General features: G+C 37.8%; 18 protein-coding genes. 13 read left to right on the top strand and 5 right to left on the bottom strand.

The window, feature by feature from the left end:
* Window positions 1-85: 85 nt before the first annotated feature.
* The 3 genes from cysC to QYB95_RS05130 are packed head-to-tail and all read right to left on the bottom strand — an operon-like array spanning window position 86 to window position 2,569.
* Entirely contained in the window at window positions 86-682 is a 597-nt protein-coding gene (gene cysC, locus QYB95_RS05140; RefSeq protein ID WP_301137159.1) for an adenylyl-sulfate kinase, read from the bottom strand.
* Between the two features lie 16 nt (window positions 683-698).
* Window positions 699-1,838, bottom strand: coding sequence for a sulfate adenylyltransferase (gene sat / locus QYB95_RS05135; protein WP_301137158.1), 1,140 nt, complete (start codon window positions 1,836-1,838; stop codon window positions 699-701).
* A gap of 29 nt (window positions 1,839-1,867) precedes the next feature.
* On the bottom strand, window positions 1,868-2,569 hold the full coding sequence (locus tag QYB95_RS05130; RefSeq protein ID WP_301137156.1) for a phosphoadenylyl-sulfate reductase: 702 nt from the start codon (window positions 2,567-2,569) through the stop codon (window positions 1,868-1,870).
* Window positions 2,570-2,957: 388 nt separating this feature from the next.
* Between QYB95_RS05130 and QYB95_RS05125 the strand changes: the two genes are divergently transcribed.
* The 11 genes from QYB95_RS05125 to QYB95_RS05075 all read left to right on the top strand — a co-directional run bounded on the left by QYB95_RS05125 (window position 2,958) and on the right by QYB95_RS05075 (window position 13,906).
* Window positions 2,958-3,983, top strand: a complete 1,026-nt coding sequence (locus QYB95_RS05125; protein ID WP_301137155.1) for a sulfate ABC transporter substrate-binding protein — start codon at window positions 2,958-2,960, stop codon at window positions 3,981-3,983.
* Window positions 3,984-4,105: 122 nt separating this feature from the next.
* Window positions 4,106-4,942, top strand: coding sequence for a sulfate ABC transporter permease subunit CysT (gene cysT / locus QYB95_RS05120; RefSeq protein ID WP_301137153.1), 837 nt, complete (start codon window positions 4,106-4,108; stop codon window positions 4,940-4,942).
* A gap of 14 nt (window positions 4,943-4,956) precedes the next feature.
* On the top strand, window positions 4,957-5,835 hold the full coding sequence (cysW, locus tag QYB95_RS05115; RefSeq protein WP_301137152.1) for a sulfate ABC transporter permease subunit CysW: 879 nt from the start codon (window positions 4,957-4,959) through the stop codon (window positions 5,833-5,835).
* 12 nt (window positions 5,836-5,847) lie between these two features.
* The gene (locus QYB95_RS05110) at window positions 5,848-6,918 is read left to right on the top strand and encodes a sulfate/molybdate ABC transporter ATP-binding protein (protein ID WP_301137151.1); all 1,071 of its coding nucleotides are present in this window, start codon (window positions 5,848-5,850) and stop codon (window positions 6,916-6,918) included.
* Window positions 6,919-7,257: 339 nt separating this feature from the next.
* On the top strand, window positions 7,258-8,115 hold the full coding sequence (locus tag QYB95_RS05105; RefSeq protein WP_301137150.1) for a DUF72 domain-containing protein: 858 nt from the start codon (window positions 7,258-7,260) through the stop codon (window positions 8,113-8,115).
* Entirely contained in the window at window positions 8,115-8,936 is an 822-nt protein-coding gene (locus tag QYB95_RS05100; protein ID WP_301137149.1) for a sulfite exporter TauE/SafE family protein, read from the top strand. The genes QYB95_RS05105 and QYB95_RS05100 overlap by 1 nt, the downstream gene beginning before the upstream one ends.
* A 94-nt stretch (window positions 8,937-9,030) precedes the next feature.
* Complete coding sequence (locus QYB95_RS05095) at window positions 9,031-10,392, top strand: bifunctional metallophosphatase/5'-nucleotidase (protein ID WP_301137146.1); 1,362 nt, start codon at window positions 9,031-9,033, stop codon at window positions 10,390-10,392.
* 58 nt (window positions 10,393-10,450) lie between these two features.
* Complete coding sequence (locus QYB95_RS05090; protein WP_301137145.1) at window positions 10,451-11,554, top strand: HD-GYP domain-containing protein; 1,104 nt, start codon at window positions 10,451-10,453, stop codon at window positions 11,552-11,554.
* Between the two features lie 42 nt (window positions 11,555-11,596).
* The gene (yunB, locus tag QYB95_RS05085; protein ID WP_301137143.1) at window positions 11,597-12,382 is read left to right on the top strand and encodes a sporulation protein YunB; all 786 of its coding nucleotides are present in this window, start codon (window positions 11,597-11,599) and stop codon (window positions 12,380-12,382) included.
* A gap of 208 nt (window positions 12,383-12,590) precedes the next feature.
* Entirely contained in the window at window positions 12,591-13,511 is a 921-nt protein-coding gene (gene lipA, locus QYB95_RS05080) for a lipoyl synthase (protein WP_301137140.1), read from the top strand.
* Window positions 13,512-13,555: 44 nt separating this feature from the next.
* Window positions 13,556-13,906 (top strand): YutD family protein, encoded by a 351-nt coding sequence (locus QYB95_RS05075; RefSeq protein ID WP_301137138.1) that lies wholly within the window; start codon window positions 13,556-13,558, stop codon window positions 13,904-13,906.
* Window positions 13,907-14,026: 120 nt separating this feature from the next.
* Here the strand turns inward: QYB95_RS05075 and QYB95_RS05070 are convergent, their stop codons facing one another.
* A complete protein-coding gene (locus tag QYB95_RS05070; protein WP_107936889.1) occupies window positions 14,027-14,293 on the bottom strand; it encodes a DUF3055 domain-containing protein in 267 nt (88 codons plus the stop codon).
* A gap of 85 nt (window positions 14,294-14,378) precedes the next feature.
* On the opposite strand from QYB95_RS05070, the gene QYB95_RS05065 reads away from it, so the two are divergent.
* Both QYB95_RS05065 and QYB95_RS05060 read left to right on the top strand, forming a co-directional pair.
* Window positions 14,379-14,831 (top strand): DUF86 domain-containing protein, encoded by a 453-nt coding sequence (locus tag QYB95_RS05065; RefSeq protein WP_301137135.1) that lies wholly within the window; start codon window positions 14,379-14,381, stop codon window positions 14,829-14,831.
* The gene (locus QYB95_RS05060) at window positions 14,828-15,586 is read left to right on the top strand and encodes a TIGR01457 family HAD-type hydrolase (protein WP_301137134.1); all 759 of its coding nucleotides are present in this window, start codon (window positions 14,828-14,830) and stop codon (window positions 15,584-15,586) included. The genes QYB95_RS05065 and QYB95_RS05060 overlap by 4 nt, the downstream gene beginning before the upstream one ends.
* Window positions 15,587-15,650: 64 nt before the next feature.
* On the opposite strand, the gene QYB95_RS05055 is transcribed toward QYB95_RS05060, so the two are convergent.
* Window positions 15,651-15,887, bottom strand: a complete 237-nt coding sequence (locus QYB95_RS05055; RefSeq protein ID WP_301137132.1) for a YuzB family protein — start codon at window positions 15,885-15,887, stop codon at window positions 15,651-15,653.
* Window positions 15,888-15,984: the final 97 nt, after the last annotated feature.

Genomic DNA, 15,984 nt, shown 5'->3' with positions numbered 1-15,984 from the left:
ATGATATCATTCCATGACTAAAAGGAAGCTGTTCAATTTGTCTTCAATGACAAATGAACAGCTTCCAACTTTTTAATGGATATTTTTAATTGATATATTCTTTTTCTGTTAAAATTTGAATTAATTGTTTCGCACATTCTTCAATAGAAAAGTTTTCGCTATCCACTACAATTTCTGGATTTACTGGTGCCTCATATGGTGCACTAATTCCAGTGAAGTTTTTAATTTCTTCATTGCGTGCTTTTTTGTATAGACCTTTTGGATCGCGGCGTTCGCATTCTTCAACCGAGCATTTTACATAGACTTCGATAAATTCTCCATCTTCCACTAATGCACGAACAACATCACGATCTTCTTGATAAGGGGAGATGAAGGCAGTTAACACAATTTGGCCACTCTCTACAAAAAGCTTGGATACTTCTCCGATTCTACGGATATTTTCTTTTCGGGAGTCTTCATCAAACCCTAAGTCTTTGTTTAACCCGTGGCGAATATTATCACCATCCAATACGAAGGTCTGATTGCCCCTTTCAAATAACACTCTTGCTAGTGCGTTTGCAATGGAGGATTTGCCGGAAGCCGATAGTCCGGTGAACCATAGGATAAAGCTATGGTGGTTGTTTTTTTCTTTTCTTTCTGATTTGCTGATGGAGGCATCATGCCATACAATATTTGAACTCAAATTTTTACACCTCTTTTTATGAATGGACTTCTTTTCGTAGACCGCGAATTAATACTTCGATGACTTCTTTTCTGCTGAATGTACTTGGTGGAATTTCACCGTTTCGAAGCATTTCACGCACTTTTGTACCTGATAAAATAATGCGGGAAGAAGCATCGTGTGGGCATGTTTTTGTTGTAGCCATCCCTTCGCAAGCAGTGCAATAGAAGCTATGCTCGAATTTTAAAGGTGTTATGCCAATTTCCTCGGGCTCAAAGTTTTCAAAAATCGCTTGCGCATCATATGTTCCGTAGTAATCACCGACACCTGCATGGTCGCGACCAACGATAAAGTGCGTGCATCCATAATTTTTACGAACAAGCGCATGGAAAATGGCTTCTCTTGGACCTGCATAACGCATTGCGGCTAAAAATACCCCTAATTGAACACGTTCCTTTGGATAGTACTGATCTAATAAAACCTCATAGCTTTCCATGCGAATTTCAGCGGAAATATCATCGGATTTTGTTTCCCCGACTAAAGGATTTAAAAATAGACCGTCCACTGTTTCTAGGGCGACTTTTTGGATATATTCATGGGCACGGTGTACAGGGTTTCTTGTTTGGAATCCAACGATTGTTTTCCAGCCCTTTTCAGCGAAAATTTCTCTAGTTTCACTTGGTTCGAAGCTATAAGTAGGGAATTGCTTCTCTGACTTTTTGATCAAAGTTGTTTTCCCGCCAACATAAACCGGATTTCGTTCAAATAGCTTCTTAACACCAGGGTGATTTAAATCATCTGTTCCATAAACTAAACGAGCTTCAATTTCTTTGTCTGGTGTATAAATATCGTTGACTTCAATCAGTCCATACACTTCACCGTTGTAAGTCAGCTTTACTTTTTCACCAATTTCTATCGTTGCCGAAACCTCTTTAGTGACGGGCAGAGCGATTGGAATACTCCAAACCGTGCCAGAAGCCAAGCGCATTTTTTGAACTACATTTTCATAATCCTCTTGGGCTAAGAATCCATCAATCGGGCTGTATGCACCAATTCCGATTAATTCAAGATCACTTAATGCAATTGCATCAAGCTGAATTTCCTTTACTACATTTTCGTATGATGCATTTGGGTTAAAGTTTAGAACTAGTTTTCCTCCGTGTGGTTGTAAGCTCATTTATTATTTCCTCCTAATCTAGTTTTCTATTAGTCGTGTAAACCACATTCCGTTTTATTTGAACCTGACCATCTTCCAGAGCGTAAATCATCCATTGTAAAGGCGGGTTTTGTACAATGCAGGCAGCCAATACTAGGGTAATTTTGATCATGGAGGGGATTGTACGTTAAGTTGTGTTTGCTGACATAACGCCAAACATCCTTCCAAGTCCAGTAAATCAGAGGGCAGATTTTGATTGATTCGAATTTATTGTCTTTATTGATAAATTCGGTACTTTGACGCGTTTCGGATTGATCGCGGCGTAGGCCGGAAATCCAGGCTTTTGAACCACTTAAAGTCTCCCGAAGCGGCGTTAATTTTCGGATATCACAGCATTTGTTTGGATTTGTTTTCCAAAGCTCTTCGCCAAATTGCTGTGCTTGCTCATCTAAAGTAAGTGTCGGTTTTTTTAGTTCGATTCGCAGGTCCGGATAGTTTTGTTTTACCTTTTCAATTGTTTCATAGGTCTCTTTAAAATGAACATCTGTATCTAAAAAGAGTATTTTCGCGTTTGGTTTTACCTTGGAGATTAAATCGATTAACACGATTCCTTCAATCCCAAAGCTGCATGCATACACCACTTCATCACCATAGTGAGCGTAGGCCCATTCCAACACGTTTAAAGCACCTTTATAGACTTCATCTACTTCAAATTGAAGCGATGTATCGCTCCAACTAGTATAAGTTAGCATAAAGTACCTCCTTAAAATAAAATGAGGCGTTTTAATACAACTCCAAAAAAAGATGGGTCACATTAAAACGCCTCTAGTGTTTCTAGTCAGCAATGCCTATTCATTTACTATGCAATAAATTACCAAAGAATGTCTTTCTTTTTTTAAAGTATACTATTTTTGTAGAAATAGTCAAATTAATTTTTCAGTTATTAAAATTTTAAGAAAACTTTCTAATTCCTTGTTGACTTATCGGAAAAGTTTTATTAATGTATATTTCAAATATAGCGTGCATTTTGTTTTGCTGCACAAAAAAAATATATGCCGATCAGACACACTGAAGGTTGCACCATTTCCTTTCAAAGGGAATGAATGCAACCTTTTTATTTTTTAAAGGGGGATATAGAAGATGAGGAAAAAAAAGAAATCTGTATTACTAGCTAGTGCCATTACTGCAAGTTTGCTTTTATCAGCTTGTGGCGGTGACTCACAGGCAAATAGTGAGGGGAAAGTCGAAATTTTAAATGTTTCATATGATCCAACACGTGAGTTATATGTTGAATTCAATGAAGCTTTTGCAAACCATTGGAAAGAGCAAACGGGTCAAGATGTATCATTCCAGCAATCACATGGTGGTTCAGGTAAACAAGGCCGTGCTGTCATTGATGGAATTGAAGCAGATGTTGTAACTCTGGCACTAGCTTACGATATTGATGAAATTGCCCAAACACGTCAGTTGTTGGATGAGGATTGGCAAACAGAATTTGAATATAATTCTTCTCCGTATACTTCTACAATGGTATTTCTTGTTCGTAAAGGTAATCCCAAAGGTATTAAAGATTGGGATGACCTGGTAAGAGACGATGTGTCGGTTATTACACCAAATCCAAAAACGAGTGGTGGAGCACGTTGGAATTACTTAGCTGCATGGGGCTATGCAGATAAAAAATTCAATGGTGATGAAAAACAGATCCAGGACTTCATGAAGCAATTATTTGGAAATGTGGAAGTTCTAGATTCAGGTGCCCGTGGTTCAACAACAACATTTGTTGAACGAGAAATTGGCGATGTATTAATCGCGTGGGAAAATGAAGCTTATCTTTCAATCAATGAATTAGGTGTGGATGAATTTGAAATTGTAACACCTTCTCTAAGTATTTTGGCGGAGCCTCCTGTTGCAGTTGTTGACAAGATTGTTGATAAAAAAGGTACCCGTGAAGTAGCGGAAGGTTACCTGGAGTACTTATATTCAGATGAAGGTCAGGAGATTGCAGCAAAAAATTACTACCGCCCTCGAAATGAAGAGATTTTAGAGAAATATAGTGATCAATTCCAATCTTTAGATTTAATAACAATTGAAGATTTCGGTGGATGGCAAGAAGCACAAAAGAAGCATTTTGCAGATGGTGGTACGTTTGACGAAATCTATCAATAGATTAAAAGAGGCGTAAATTTCTAAATTTAGATATGCCAAAAAGGAGGCTTCCTATCTTGGAACCTCCTTACATACATTTTAAATTATTTGAAATGAATTAATAAGATTTAAAGGAGGTACATATGGAACTAACTTTAAAAAAGCGCAAAAAGAATACGATTATACCTGGCTTCACTTTAACACTCGGGTACACGATGCTCTATTTAAGTATTATTGTGCTACTTCCGTTATCAATGGTATTCTTTAATACTTTATCAATGAGCTGGAGTGAGTTTTGGGAAACCATCGCAGATCCTCGTGCAGTTGCATCCTATAAATTAAGTTTTGGAACTGCATTAGCTGCAGGTATTATAAATGTGATTTTCGGAACGATTATTGCATGGGTACTAGTTCGTTATCAGTTCCCAGGGAAGCGGATAGTAGATGGTTTAGTAGATCTACCATTTGCTTTGCCAACAGCAGTTGCTGGTATTGCCCTTGCAACTTTATATTCGCCAAATGGCTGGGTCGGGCAGTTTTTTGATTTTAAAATTGCATTTACACCGCTCGGAATTATTATAGCACTGACTTTTATTGGATTGCCTTTTGTCGTGAGAACTGTACAGCCAGTGCTGCAAAATCTTAGCAGTGAAATTGAAGAAGCATCTGCAAGCCTTGGTGCAACAAGACTTCAAACCTTTACCAAGGTAATTTTCCCAGAGTTGTTGCCAGCTATTATTACAGGATTTTCATTAGCATTTGCTCGTTCTCTTGGTGAATACGGATCAGTGGTATTTATAGCGGGAAATATGCCGATGAAAACCGAAATTACGCCACTAATCATTATGACGAAACTAGAACAGTACGATTATGTGGGGGCTACAGCAATTGCAACGGTAATGCTTATTACATCCTTTGTCTTATTGTTACTGATCAACATTATTCAATGGTATACAAATCGGAAATTTAATCTGAAATAAGGAGGGGAAAAGTTATGACAAAACCCTTAGAAGTTGAACAAGAAACTTCTTTAAAAGTCGGGAATGTAGCCACAAAGTCGTATGCTCTACAGGAGTCAGCACTTGTAAAATGGTCGTTAATAACAATTTCACTTATTTTTCTAGCACTATTTTTAATTTTGCCTTTAGTTTCAATTTTTGTCACAGCCTTGGAAAAAGGATGGGCAACTTATGTAGCCTCCATTGCAGATCCAGATGCTCTGGCAGCCATAAAATTAACATTAACGGTCGTATTAATCGTTGTTCCTTTAAACGCAATTTTTGGAATCGTGGCAGCATGGGCAATTACGAAATTCTCCTTTAAAGGAAAAAATGTATTAATTACATTGATCGATCTACCGTTTGCGGTCTCTCCGGTTATAGCTGGTTTAGTATTTATCTTATTATTCGGTGCTCAAGGTTTATTTGGAGAGTGGCTATTTCAAAATGATATAAAAATTGTATTTGCATTACCAGGCATTGTCATCGCGACAATGTTTGTTACATTCCCTTTTGTTGCAAGAGAGCTTATCCCATTAATGCAGATGCAGGGAATCACAGAGGAGGAAGCATCGATTTCCTTGGGTGCTAGCGGTTGGAAGACATTTTTCTTTGTGACATTGCCAAATATTAAATGGGGTTTATTGTATGGATTAATATTATGTAACGCAAGGACGATTGGAGAATTTGGGGCCGTGTCCGTTGTATCAGGCCATATTCGAGGGATGACAAATACCATGCCACTGCATATCGAAATTTTATATAACGAATATCAATTTACAGCAGCATTTGCAGTCGCTTCACTCATGTCCATTCTGGCAATCATTACAATCATTATTAAAAATATAATTGAGTGGAAAGCAAAAGACGTATAGGGAGGTTTAAAAATGAGCATTCATATTCAAAAGGTTTCAAAGACTTTCGGTTCATTTCAAGCTTTACAGGATATTTCAATTGATATCGAATCGGGGGAGCTGATTGCACTACTAGGTCCATCGGGTTCGGGAAAAACAACCCTATTACGTATCTTGGCTGGCTTGGAAGGTTTAGATGAAGGGGCCATTTTGTTTGATGGACAAAATATTACAAATGTAAGTCCAAAGGAAAGAAAAGTAGGATTCGTATTCCAGCATTATGCATTATTTAGACATATGACGGTGTTTGATAATGTGGCTTATGGCTTAAAAGTACGTCCACGTAAAACTCGCCCGTCAAAAGAAGAGATTAGCAAGAAAGTGACAGATCTCTTGGCATTAGTTAAGTTAGATAATTTTGCTGACCGTTATCCCTCTCAACTTTCTGGTGGTCAACGCCAACGTGTAGCATTAGCGCGCGCATTGGCAGTAGAACCGAAGGTATTATTATTAGATGAGCCATTTGGTGCCCTGGATGCAAAGGTTCGAAAAGAGCTGCGTCGCTGGCTGCGTAAACTGCACAATGAATTCCATGTAACAAGTATCTTTGTGACACATGATCAAGAAGAGGCACTTGATGTTGCTAACCGTATTATCGTCATGAATAATGGACAAATCGAACAGGTTGGAACGCCGGAAGAAGTTTATGAACACCCAAATAGTCCTTTTGTGTATGATTTTTTGGGGAATGTCAATTTGTTTAGAGGACGTTTGCATAAAGGAAAGCTAACTCAAGGTCAATTTGAAATTGATGTTCCGACTTATCTGGATTCTTATGATGACGCAGTTGGGTATGTTCGCCCACATGATATCCAAATCGAGAAAGAGCCATTAAATAATGAAACTGTCGCAGCTAAGATTGTGCATATCCATATGGTTGGGCCTATTGTCCAAATTGAATTAAAGCGTGAGGATGTAGACGAATACTTAGAAGCAGAAATACCAAAAGAACATTATAGAGAATTGAATATTAATAATGGCGATACTGTTTATATCCGTCCAAAACAGTTGAGAGTGTTTATTCCAGAGGACTTTTCGATATAAAAAAGTCGATAACTACTTGGGAGGAATCGGTATAGATAGGTTTATGGATATATTGAACTTACCAGATTTATAATTTTTCCAGCACTGCCAAAAACTTAAATAACTAGATGTAAAGAATCTATAGATGTAATTCAGATAAAGTTCGGTATACGCCTTACGCGTAATCGAACTTTTTTTATATTAAGAAGGTCGAATCTTAAGTAATTAACAGTAAAGTAGTCAATTAACACTATTGGTCTAGTTGTGATTTTCTATGTTAAATCGTTTATACTTTAATATAAAGGTTACATGGATAGTACATAAAGAAAGTGAAAATAAGGTAAAATAGAGGAATAAAATATGATAAAAATTGGATTAACAGGATGGGGAGATCACCCTTCGATTTATCGTACGAATTCAACTAGACGCGATAAACTTTTTGATTATAGCAGCCACTTTCCGATAGTGGAATTGGATACATCTTTTTATGCAATCCCTTCACAGCAGAATATCGAGAAATGGGTGAATGAAACACCGGAGTCATTCAAATTTGTCGTGAAGGCTTATCAGGGGATGACAGGTCATTTAAGAGATGATAATCCTTACGAAACACGCAGTGAAATGTTTGAAGCGTTCAGACAGTGTGCAAATGCATTTCAAAGTGCCGACAAATTGGCAATGATTTTAGTACAGTTTCCCCCTTGGTTTGATTGTTCGGCAAAAAATGTGCAGTATATCCGCTATGTAAAACAACAGTTAGGCGACTTTCCGATTGCCATCGAATTTCGTAACCGAACTTGGTATAGCACGGACAGAAAGCATGAAACAATCCGTTTCTTAAAAGAACTAGGGTTCATTCACACTGTTTGTGATGAGCCACAGGCAGGTGTAGGTTCGGTGCCTTTTGTTGCAGAAGCAACAACCGACAAGGCCCTTGTCAGAATACATGGACGAAACGTTTATGGGTGGCGAAATTCCGGCTCTACGGAAAATTGGAGAGAAGTTCGTTTTCTTTACGATTATAATGATGAAGAACTAACGGATCTTGCAAATAAAATTAGAATTCTTGAGAAGCTTTGCAAAGAGGTATACATCTTATTCAATAATAATTCTGGGCACCACGCTGCAGACAATGCAAAAACCCTGCAACGAATGTTGAATCTTGACTTTGATGGTCTTTCTCCAAAGCAGCTCGATTTCTTTGAAGGAGAGTTTTGATGGAGTACATTTTATTAGCAATCATTGCCTTGGCATCCGGCATTTTAGGGTCCCTTGTAGGCTTGGGCGGAGGGGTTATTTTAATTCCCGCAACGATATTTGTCGGTATTAATCTCGGTTTTTTCCCTGATATTACACCACAAAGAGCAGTTGGACTATCTGTTATTATGATGATTTTTATAGGGCTTTCTTCAACTCTATCCTATATGAAAAATAAACAGGTGGACTTTAAAAGCGGTTTTATCTTTTTTATAGGCAGCATTCCCGGAACTGTTTTAGGTGCATGGCTCAATAGAGGATTAGATTTGCCTTCCTTCAATTTATATTTCGGGATCTTTCTGGTCTTTTTATCGATCTTATTATTTATTCGAGATAAATTAAAGCCTATTCGATGGTTTGTAGATCATGGGAAGAAAACGCATTTTATCGACCAAGAGGGCAATGAATTTGTTTATGGCTATCCTATTTGGTTCGCGACTGCCTTCACTTTTGTAGTGGGGTTGGTTTCCGGGCTATTCGGAATTGGCGGCGGCTCTTTACTTGTACCTGCAATGGTCCTATTATTCTTGTTCCCACCACATATTGCAGTTGCAACTTCGATGTTCAATGTGTTTTTATCTTCGATCGTCAATTCCGCAAGCCATATTTATTTAGGCAATGTCCCTTGGATTTATACAATTCCAGTTATTGTGGGAGCCTATATAGGGGCTAAAGTAGGTTCATCTTTAAATAAACGAATGCAGTCAAGAACGGTTGTTTTCGTATTGCAAATTGTCATGTTCCTAATAGGTGTACGCTCAATTATTGAAGGATTATTTTAACCTTTGCTGATGATGCGGTGGCGATATGGAAGTATTGGTTAACTACACCAAGTATACTTGATTATTTTATTTTAAATTCGAGGAGGTGCTCCAATTGCTTGAGACGATTCATATTTTTCATACCAATGATGTACATAGCCACTTTGAATATTGGCAGCGAATGCAAGACCATATTAAAACTCAACGTTTGGAGTTTGCAAAAGCAGGAGAGCCAAGTTTCTTATTTGATTTAGGAGATCACCTCGACCGTTCCAATATATATACAGAAGCCACACTTGGCAAGGGGAATGTCCAATTGCTGAATGAAGCACAATATGATGTTGTGACAATTGGTAATAATGAAGGAATCACTTTATCTTTTGAGGAATTGCATTCTCTTTATGATGAGGCCAATTTTGAGGTTGTTGTAGGAAATATTGAGCCCATTAGTGGAAATAAACCGAAATGGTTGAAGCCATATACGATCTTACAAACAAAAAATGGAACAAAAATAGGTGTTATCGGAGCAACGGCTATCTATGAGGCATTTTATAATGAGTTAAATTGGCATATTATTGAGCCGAGACAAACGATTGTACAATTGGCGCATCATTTAAAAGAACAAGTAGATATTCTTGTATGCTTGTCACATCTAGGCATTTCGGAAGATGAACTATTAGCGGATGAATGTCCAAGTATCGATGTTATATTCGGTTCACATACACATCATCTATTGGAAGAAGGAAAAATGGTCAATAACGTTTTATTAACGGGGTGTGGCAAGTTTGGGCTCTATACAGGTCATTTAACAATGCAATTTGATCATGCCACGCAAAAATTAATAAGCAAAAAAGAAGAGGTCATTGAAAATAGTATCCTTCCGGAAAAAGAAGGGGAAGCATTGTTTATTGCGAACCTGGCGGAGCAAGGAAAACTGCTCCTGCAAACCCCGATTTTTCAAACAAACAAAAACTACAATAAAGAATGGTTCCATTATTCACAGCTATCAAAACTTTTCGCAGAAGCAGTCCTTGATTTTACCGAGGCGGATTGCACGATGTTTAATGCGGGAATCTTACTCGATAGTTTAAAAAAAGGTATAATTACCAATTATGATATTCATAAAATTTTACCTCATCCGATAAATATATGTGTTATCGAATTATCAGGAAGAGAATTGAAAGAAGTGTTTATACAAGCCCAAAATGAACAATGGCCGAACATCGAATTAAAGGGTCTTGGCTTTAGAGGATCTATTTTTGGGAAAATGCTTACTTATCAATTTTCAATGAATAAACAAAGAGAACTTATAGTGGGCGGTGAAGTGGTTGATTTGGATCGACATTATAAGCTGGCAACTTTAGATATGTTTACTTTCGGGTACTTCTTTCCAAACTTTAAATATGCTAAGAAAAAATACTATCTGCCATTATTCTTAAGAGATATATTAATCGAATATGGCAAAAGATTAATTTAATCCATAATAATTATCGTAATAGGATGTATTTCAAACACAGGAATTGAGGTAAAAAGGAATGCGTTTAATATCAATCAATGTGCTTAAAACAGGGATGGTTATCGGCAGAACTATCTGGAACGAGGCGGGGCTTCCACTAATACAAAAAGATGTTGTTGTCACGGATGTGCTTGTGGGCAGATTAAAACAATTAGGCATCCAATATGTGTATATTGAAGACAAGATTTCGGAGGGTATTGAAGTCGAGGAAACTGTTCCATTAGCTGTAAGAAAGAAAGCAGTGAAGCAAATCACGGATACTTTCTATAAAATAAAAGGTCTGGACCAGAAATCAGCATCGCTGGTAATCGATAAGCAAACCAAAGAAATCGGCAAATTAGTCGATGATCTATTAAACTCCATCATCAATAGTGAAGAAATTTTAATGATCTTATCGGATACATTTTTATACGATGAATATATTTACCAGCATTCATTCCAAGTCACATTATATTCCCTGGCTATTGCAAAGGAAATGGGCTATTCGGAGAGCGATCTAAGAACAATTGGAATAGGTGCAATCTTGCATGATGTAGGGAAAATGGTCACTCCCGCAGAAATTTTGTTTAAACCAGGCCGGTTGACGGATGAAGAGTTTACAATGATGAAACAACATGCTAGATCGGGATTTGATATTTTAAGAAATTTACATACTGTTTCTCTACTTGTCGCCCACTGTGCATTCCAGCACCATGAACGGTTGGATGGCAGTGGCTATCCGCGGTCACTTGTAGATTATGAGATTCATCCATATGCAAAAATAATTGCAGTTGCCGACGTATTTGATGCCGTGACTTCAAATCGTGTATATCGCAAAAAAATGGTTCCTTCCCAAGGAATCGCTATTATCGAAGCAGGAAGAGGGACGATGTTTGATGCAAAAGTAGTTGATGCATTGAAAAAGTCGGTTGTCCATTATCCGAATGGGACCATTTTAGAGTTGACTGACGGTCGCCGCGGAGTTGTAGCAAACCAAAATAGTGAAGATTCAGCCCTGCCTTGCCTGCGTATTTTCGAGGAAGACCATCAAATATTAAAAACTACATATACGCTTAATTTGATTGAAGAACCTACTGTATCCGTAGCAAAGGTGGATACTGAATATGTTCGAGAAGTTGAATAGTTATCTCCTCCTGTTCATAAATTGGAGCAGGAGGAGATTTTTTTGTTTTCTCGTCGTCCAAAGAGAATGATGTTTACAGTGGTAAAGAAGGGGAAAAGGCGTAGACTGTCCAATAGGTTTACGTTGTTCACATTCGGTTTCGGGATAGGAATTATATTGTTCTTGTACATATTGAATGCTCGCTTAATGCCTACGTATGTTGATTATGCAGAAGTGCAAACGGAAAAAATTGCAGCTCATGTAGTAAGTAAGGCGATTAATTCGAGAACCTCCAGCGTATTAGATGTAAATGAAATTATAGAAGATTTGCCTTCGGAGTCAGATTATATGGTAACGACAAAATTCAATACTGAAATTATTAACCAAGTCAGGGCAGAAACGACGGCCTTAGTAAAGGAACATTTGGAGTTGGCAGAACAGGGGGACTTATCACAACTGCCAGATCTGGAAAATGTGGAATATGACGTAAGCGAAATTCAAAAGGGGGATGGCATTGTCTTCTTCGTTCCGATTGCCCAAGCCCTCAATCTACCTTTACTCGGAAACTTGGGTCCGAGAGTGCCAATACGTTTCCATATCATAGGGAATGTAGCGAGTGATGTAAAAACCTCCATTTCAGAGTTTGGCATAAACAATGCAAAAGTAGAAGTTAATATTGACTTGAAAGTAAATGTCCAGATCATTATTCCATTTGCGAGCCAACAATCGACAGTACAGCAAACCATTCCGGTAGCAATCGGTTTAGTACGAGGTCAAGTCCCGCATATCTATACAAATGGAGCAGATGGAGCACAGCCTTCCATTGAGGTTCCTGTCCCTATGAATTAGTGGTAAAATGTTTTTAAGTTGATGATATAACTTAGCGAAAGTTAGTTGTTTTCGATTGTAATAATATGTTACATTGACAACAGCATTGTATTTTTTAAGCAAAAATTAGAAATAACAACTCCTAGTTTTGCATGAGTACATCTAAGGCTGATCGCTTCAGGTCTTTCGACAAGCCAAGTTTTCTAATATTGATAGGGGATGAATAGCAATGACAAGTAAACCTGCCAACGAGAAAGAGCAAATCTTACGAAAACCAGAATGGTTGAAAATAAAATTAAATACAAATGATGAATATAAAGGCTTAAAAAAATTAATGCGTGAAAAGAACCTGCACACGGTTTGTGAAGAAGCACGCTGTCCGAATATCCACGAGTGCTGGGGTGAAAGAAGAACAGCAACAATGATGATTCTTGGAGATGTTTGTACACGTGCATGCCGTTTTTGTGCAGTGAAGACAGGCCTTCCAACTGAATTGGATCTAGCAGAACCAGAGCGTGTTGCAGATTCAGTTAAAATTATGAATTTAAAACATATTGTTATTACAATGGTGGCACGTGATGATTTAAAAGATGGGGGCGCTGGGGTATTAGCCGAAACGGTAAGAGCTATTCGCCGAAAATCACCTCAAACTTCGGTGGAAGTACTGCCTACAGATTTTGGGGGAGTAGAAGAAAACCTAAAGCTGTTGATGGATGCCAAACCGGATATTTTAAATCATAATATTGAAACAGTTCGTCGATTAACGCCAAGAGTTCGTGCACGAGCAAAATATGATCGTTCCTTGGAGTTTTTAAGAAAAGCGAAAGAAATGCAGCCGGACATTCCTACTAAATCATCGCTTATGATTGGTTTAGGGGAAGAATGGGATGAAATTTTAGAAGTTATGGATGATTTAAGAGCGAACAATGTTGATATCATGACAATTGGCCAATACTTGCAGCCATCAAAGAAACATCTACCGGTGAAAAAATACTATACACCGATAGAATTTGGAAAACTTCGAAAAATTGCGATGGAAAAAGGCTTTAAACATTGTCAGGCTGGTCCTTTGGTTCGCAGTAGCTATCATGCGGATGAACAAGTAAATGAAGCAACAAAAACAAGACAATTACAAGCTGAAAAAGTTTAAAATAGAGAAACTTTTAGAGGGTTGTCAAGATAGGAGGAGTTTCGATGATTATAGCTGAAGGATATACCTATGAAATTATCGAAAATGTCCGGGAGGGTTTTAAAGAGGATGCCTTCTTGGCCAGATATTCAGATATCCTGACAAAGTACGATTATATCGTTGGCGATTGGGGATACGGTCAGCTTCGTCTAAAAGGATTTTTTGAAGATAAAAATCAAAAAGCAACTTTTGATACGAGAATCAGCACTTTTGAAGATTATTTATATGAATATTGCAACTTTGGCTGTGCATATTTCATCCTTAGAAAAACTGGGAAAGCGCCAAGACAATTAGAGTCTTCATCTAAAATTGCGGCAGAAGCCATTCCTGAATCTCCTGAGGAAGTCGAGAGCTGATTTTATGAGCCTAGAAAGTTAGTGAGGTTTAAATGTCACGGGGAAGTGGAAAGCACTTTATAGAGCTTTGCCAACAGAATAACAAGACACTTGATGAATATCCATCAAGTGTCTTTTTTGTTAGGCCAATAATTCGTTTAAGTATTCGCGTAAATCTTCAGCTTCTTCTTCCGTTTTATTGAAGACATGCTCCAGGTATCCAGGTTCTTCAACATCATCAGGTCCGATTATCGCAAAGCGGCCCATTTGCATATCCAAAACCAGCACTTTTCCAAAAAAACGAGAGGATTGCATAATAGCTAAATCATATCGCAATTTCTTGCCAGTGAAGCTGACAAATCTAGTTTTTGACTCTTCTACATCATCATATAAGAAAAAACGCTCCATATTGTATAAGTCCCCTTCCGATTCTATAGAATATGTTACTATATAAGAGAAATAACTATCAACTTTTATAATGGGGGAACCATTTATGTACTTTGTCGATCGTAATAAAATTTCAGTAACTTTAAAACATCTGGATGAGCTGATTGCAATTTTCGAAAAAGAGGAAAATTGGTTACAAAATGATATTACAGTCCTTGCCTTGCAACGTATTGGCCATAATACGATGGAAGCGTTAATGGATGTTGGAAACTTGATCATTGATGGGTTCATTATGCGTGATCCAGGGAGCTATGAAGATATTATCGATATCCTGCTAGATGAAAAAGTAATTACCGCTAAGATGGAAAAGCCGTTAAAAGAGGTTGTAGGCTTGCGTAAAATGTTAGTAAGAGAATTTGTAGAAGTAGATAATGAAGTTGTTCTGAAAGTGCTTACAAGCAATTTAGGGGCTATTAAACAGTTCTCACCTCTTGTTGCAAATTATCTAGAAAACGAGCTTGGTCCGGTCTCAGCTTTTCTACCGGAGAATGCTGAATGAAAAAGTATAAAGCCTATTGTTTTGATTTAGATGGAACCGTTTACCGTGGGAGAAAGGGAATTGATTCAGCCGTCCGTTTTATTCATCAACTGCAGAAAGAAAAGTTGGACTATTTCTTCGTTACGAATAATTCTTCAAAAACACCAGAGCAATTGCAGGCGGTCTTGGCTGAAATAGGAATTGATACTCCGACAAACCGGATTTATTCCAGTGCTTTGGCTACGGCAAAATATGTTGTACAGCACTTTAAGGAAGCAAGCATCTTTATGGTTGGTTCAGACGGGATTCGTTCTGCTCTTGAAGCACAGGGACTAAATCTCGTAGATACGGATGAGGCACGTCCCGATGTAGTGGTGATGGGGATTGACCGAACAGTAGATTATATGAAGTTGGTCAAAGCTTCACTAGCTGTTCAAGCAGGCGCACAATTAATCGGTACAAATGAGGATATTCGTTTTCCATCCGAGCTAGGGTTTCTGCCAGGGAACGGTTCCTTTGTGAATCTGGTTGCAAATGTGGCACAAGTGGAGCCAATCTATGTAGGGAAACCTTCACCAGTAATGCTTGAAGTGATTCAGCAAGAGTATGGGTTTCAAAAGGAAGATATGGTCATGATTGGAGACAATTATGACACAGATATATTATGTGGTATCCGGTTTGGCTGTGATACGATCCATGTGAACACGGGAGTTGTCCAAACAGAAATCGTATTGCAAAAAGAACAAAAACCTACATATTGTATTGAAGAGTTGTGAGAGATGCAAAAAAATTCCGCGTACAAATTGTGCGCGGAATTTTTAATAGGATAGTTCCTTATAATTAAAAAAGTGGATTTTCTTCAATATATTGATAAATCTTTTTTGTTAACTCTTCAGGTGTATCAGCTTCCACGATATCACCATTAACAAGCGCATATAAACTTCGGTCGCACAAAGTACAGTAGCTTAGGCACCCATATTCAAGAACATCAATGTTTGGGTCTTTTTCTAAAACTTCATAAGTTTCTTGAGCACCATTTGCTAGATTGCTAATACAAAATTCTACTAATGGATTCACGCAGTTGTCACCTCACATTGACATGCTACTCTGTTTTTAAGTTTTCGTCAATGAATGAGTTTTTGTGAAACTTTTCACAAAAGTTTACGGAAAGATA

Source organism: Ureibacillus aquaedulcis (genome assembly GCF_030418165.1).
In the GTDB taxonomy this organism is placed as follows: Bacteria; Bacillota; Bacilli; order Bacillales_A; family Planococcaceae; genus Ureibacillus; species Ureibacillus aquaedulcis.
Note: the sequence above shows the minus strand (reverse complement) of the source record. Positions and strands in the feature narration are given on the sequence as shown.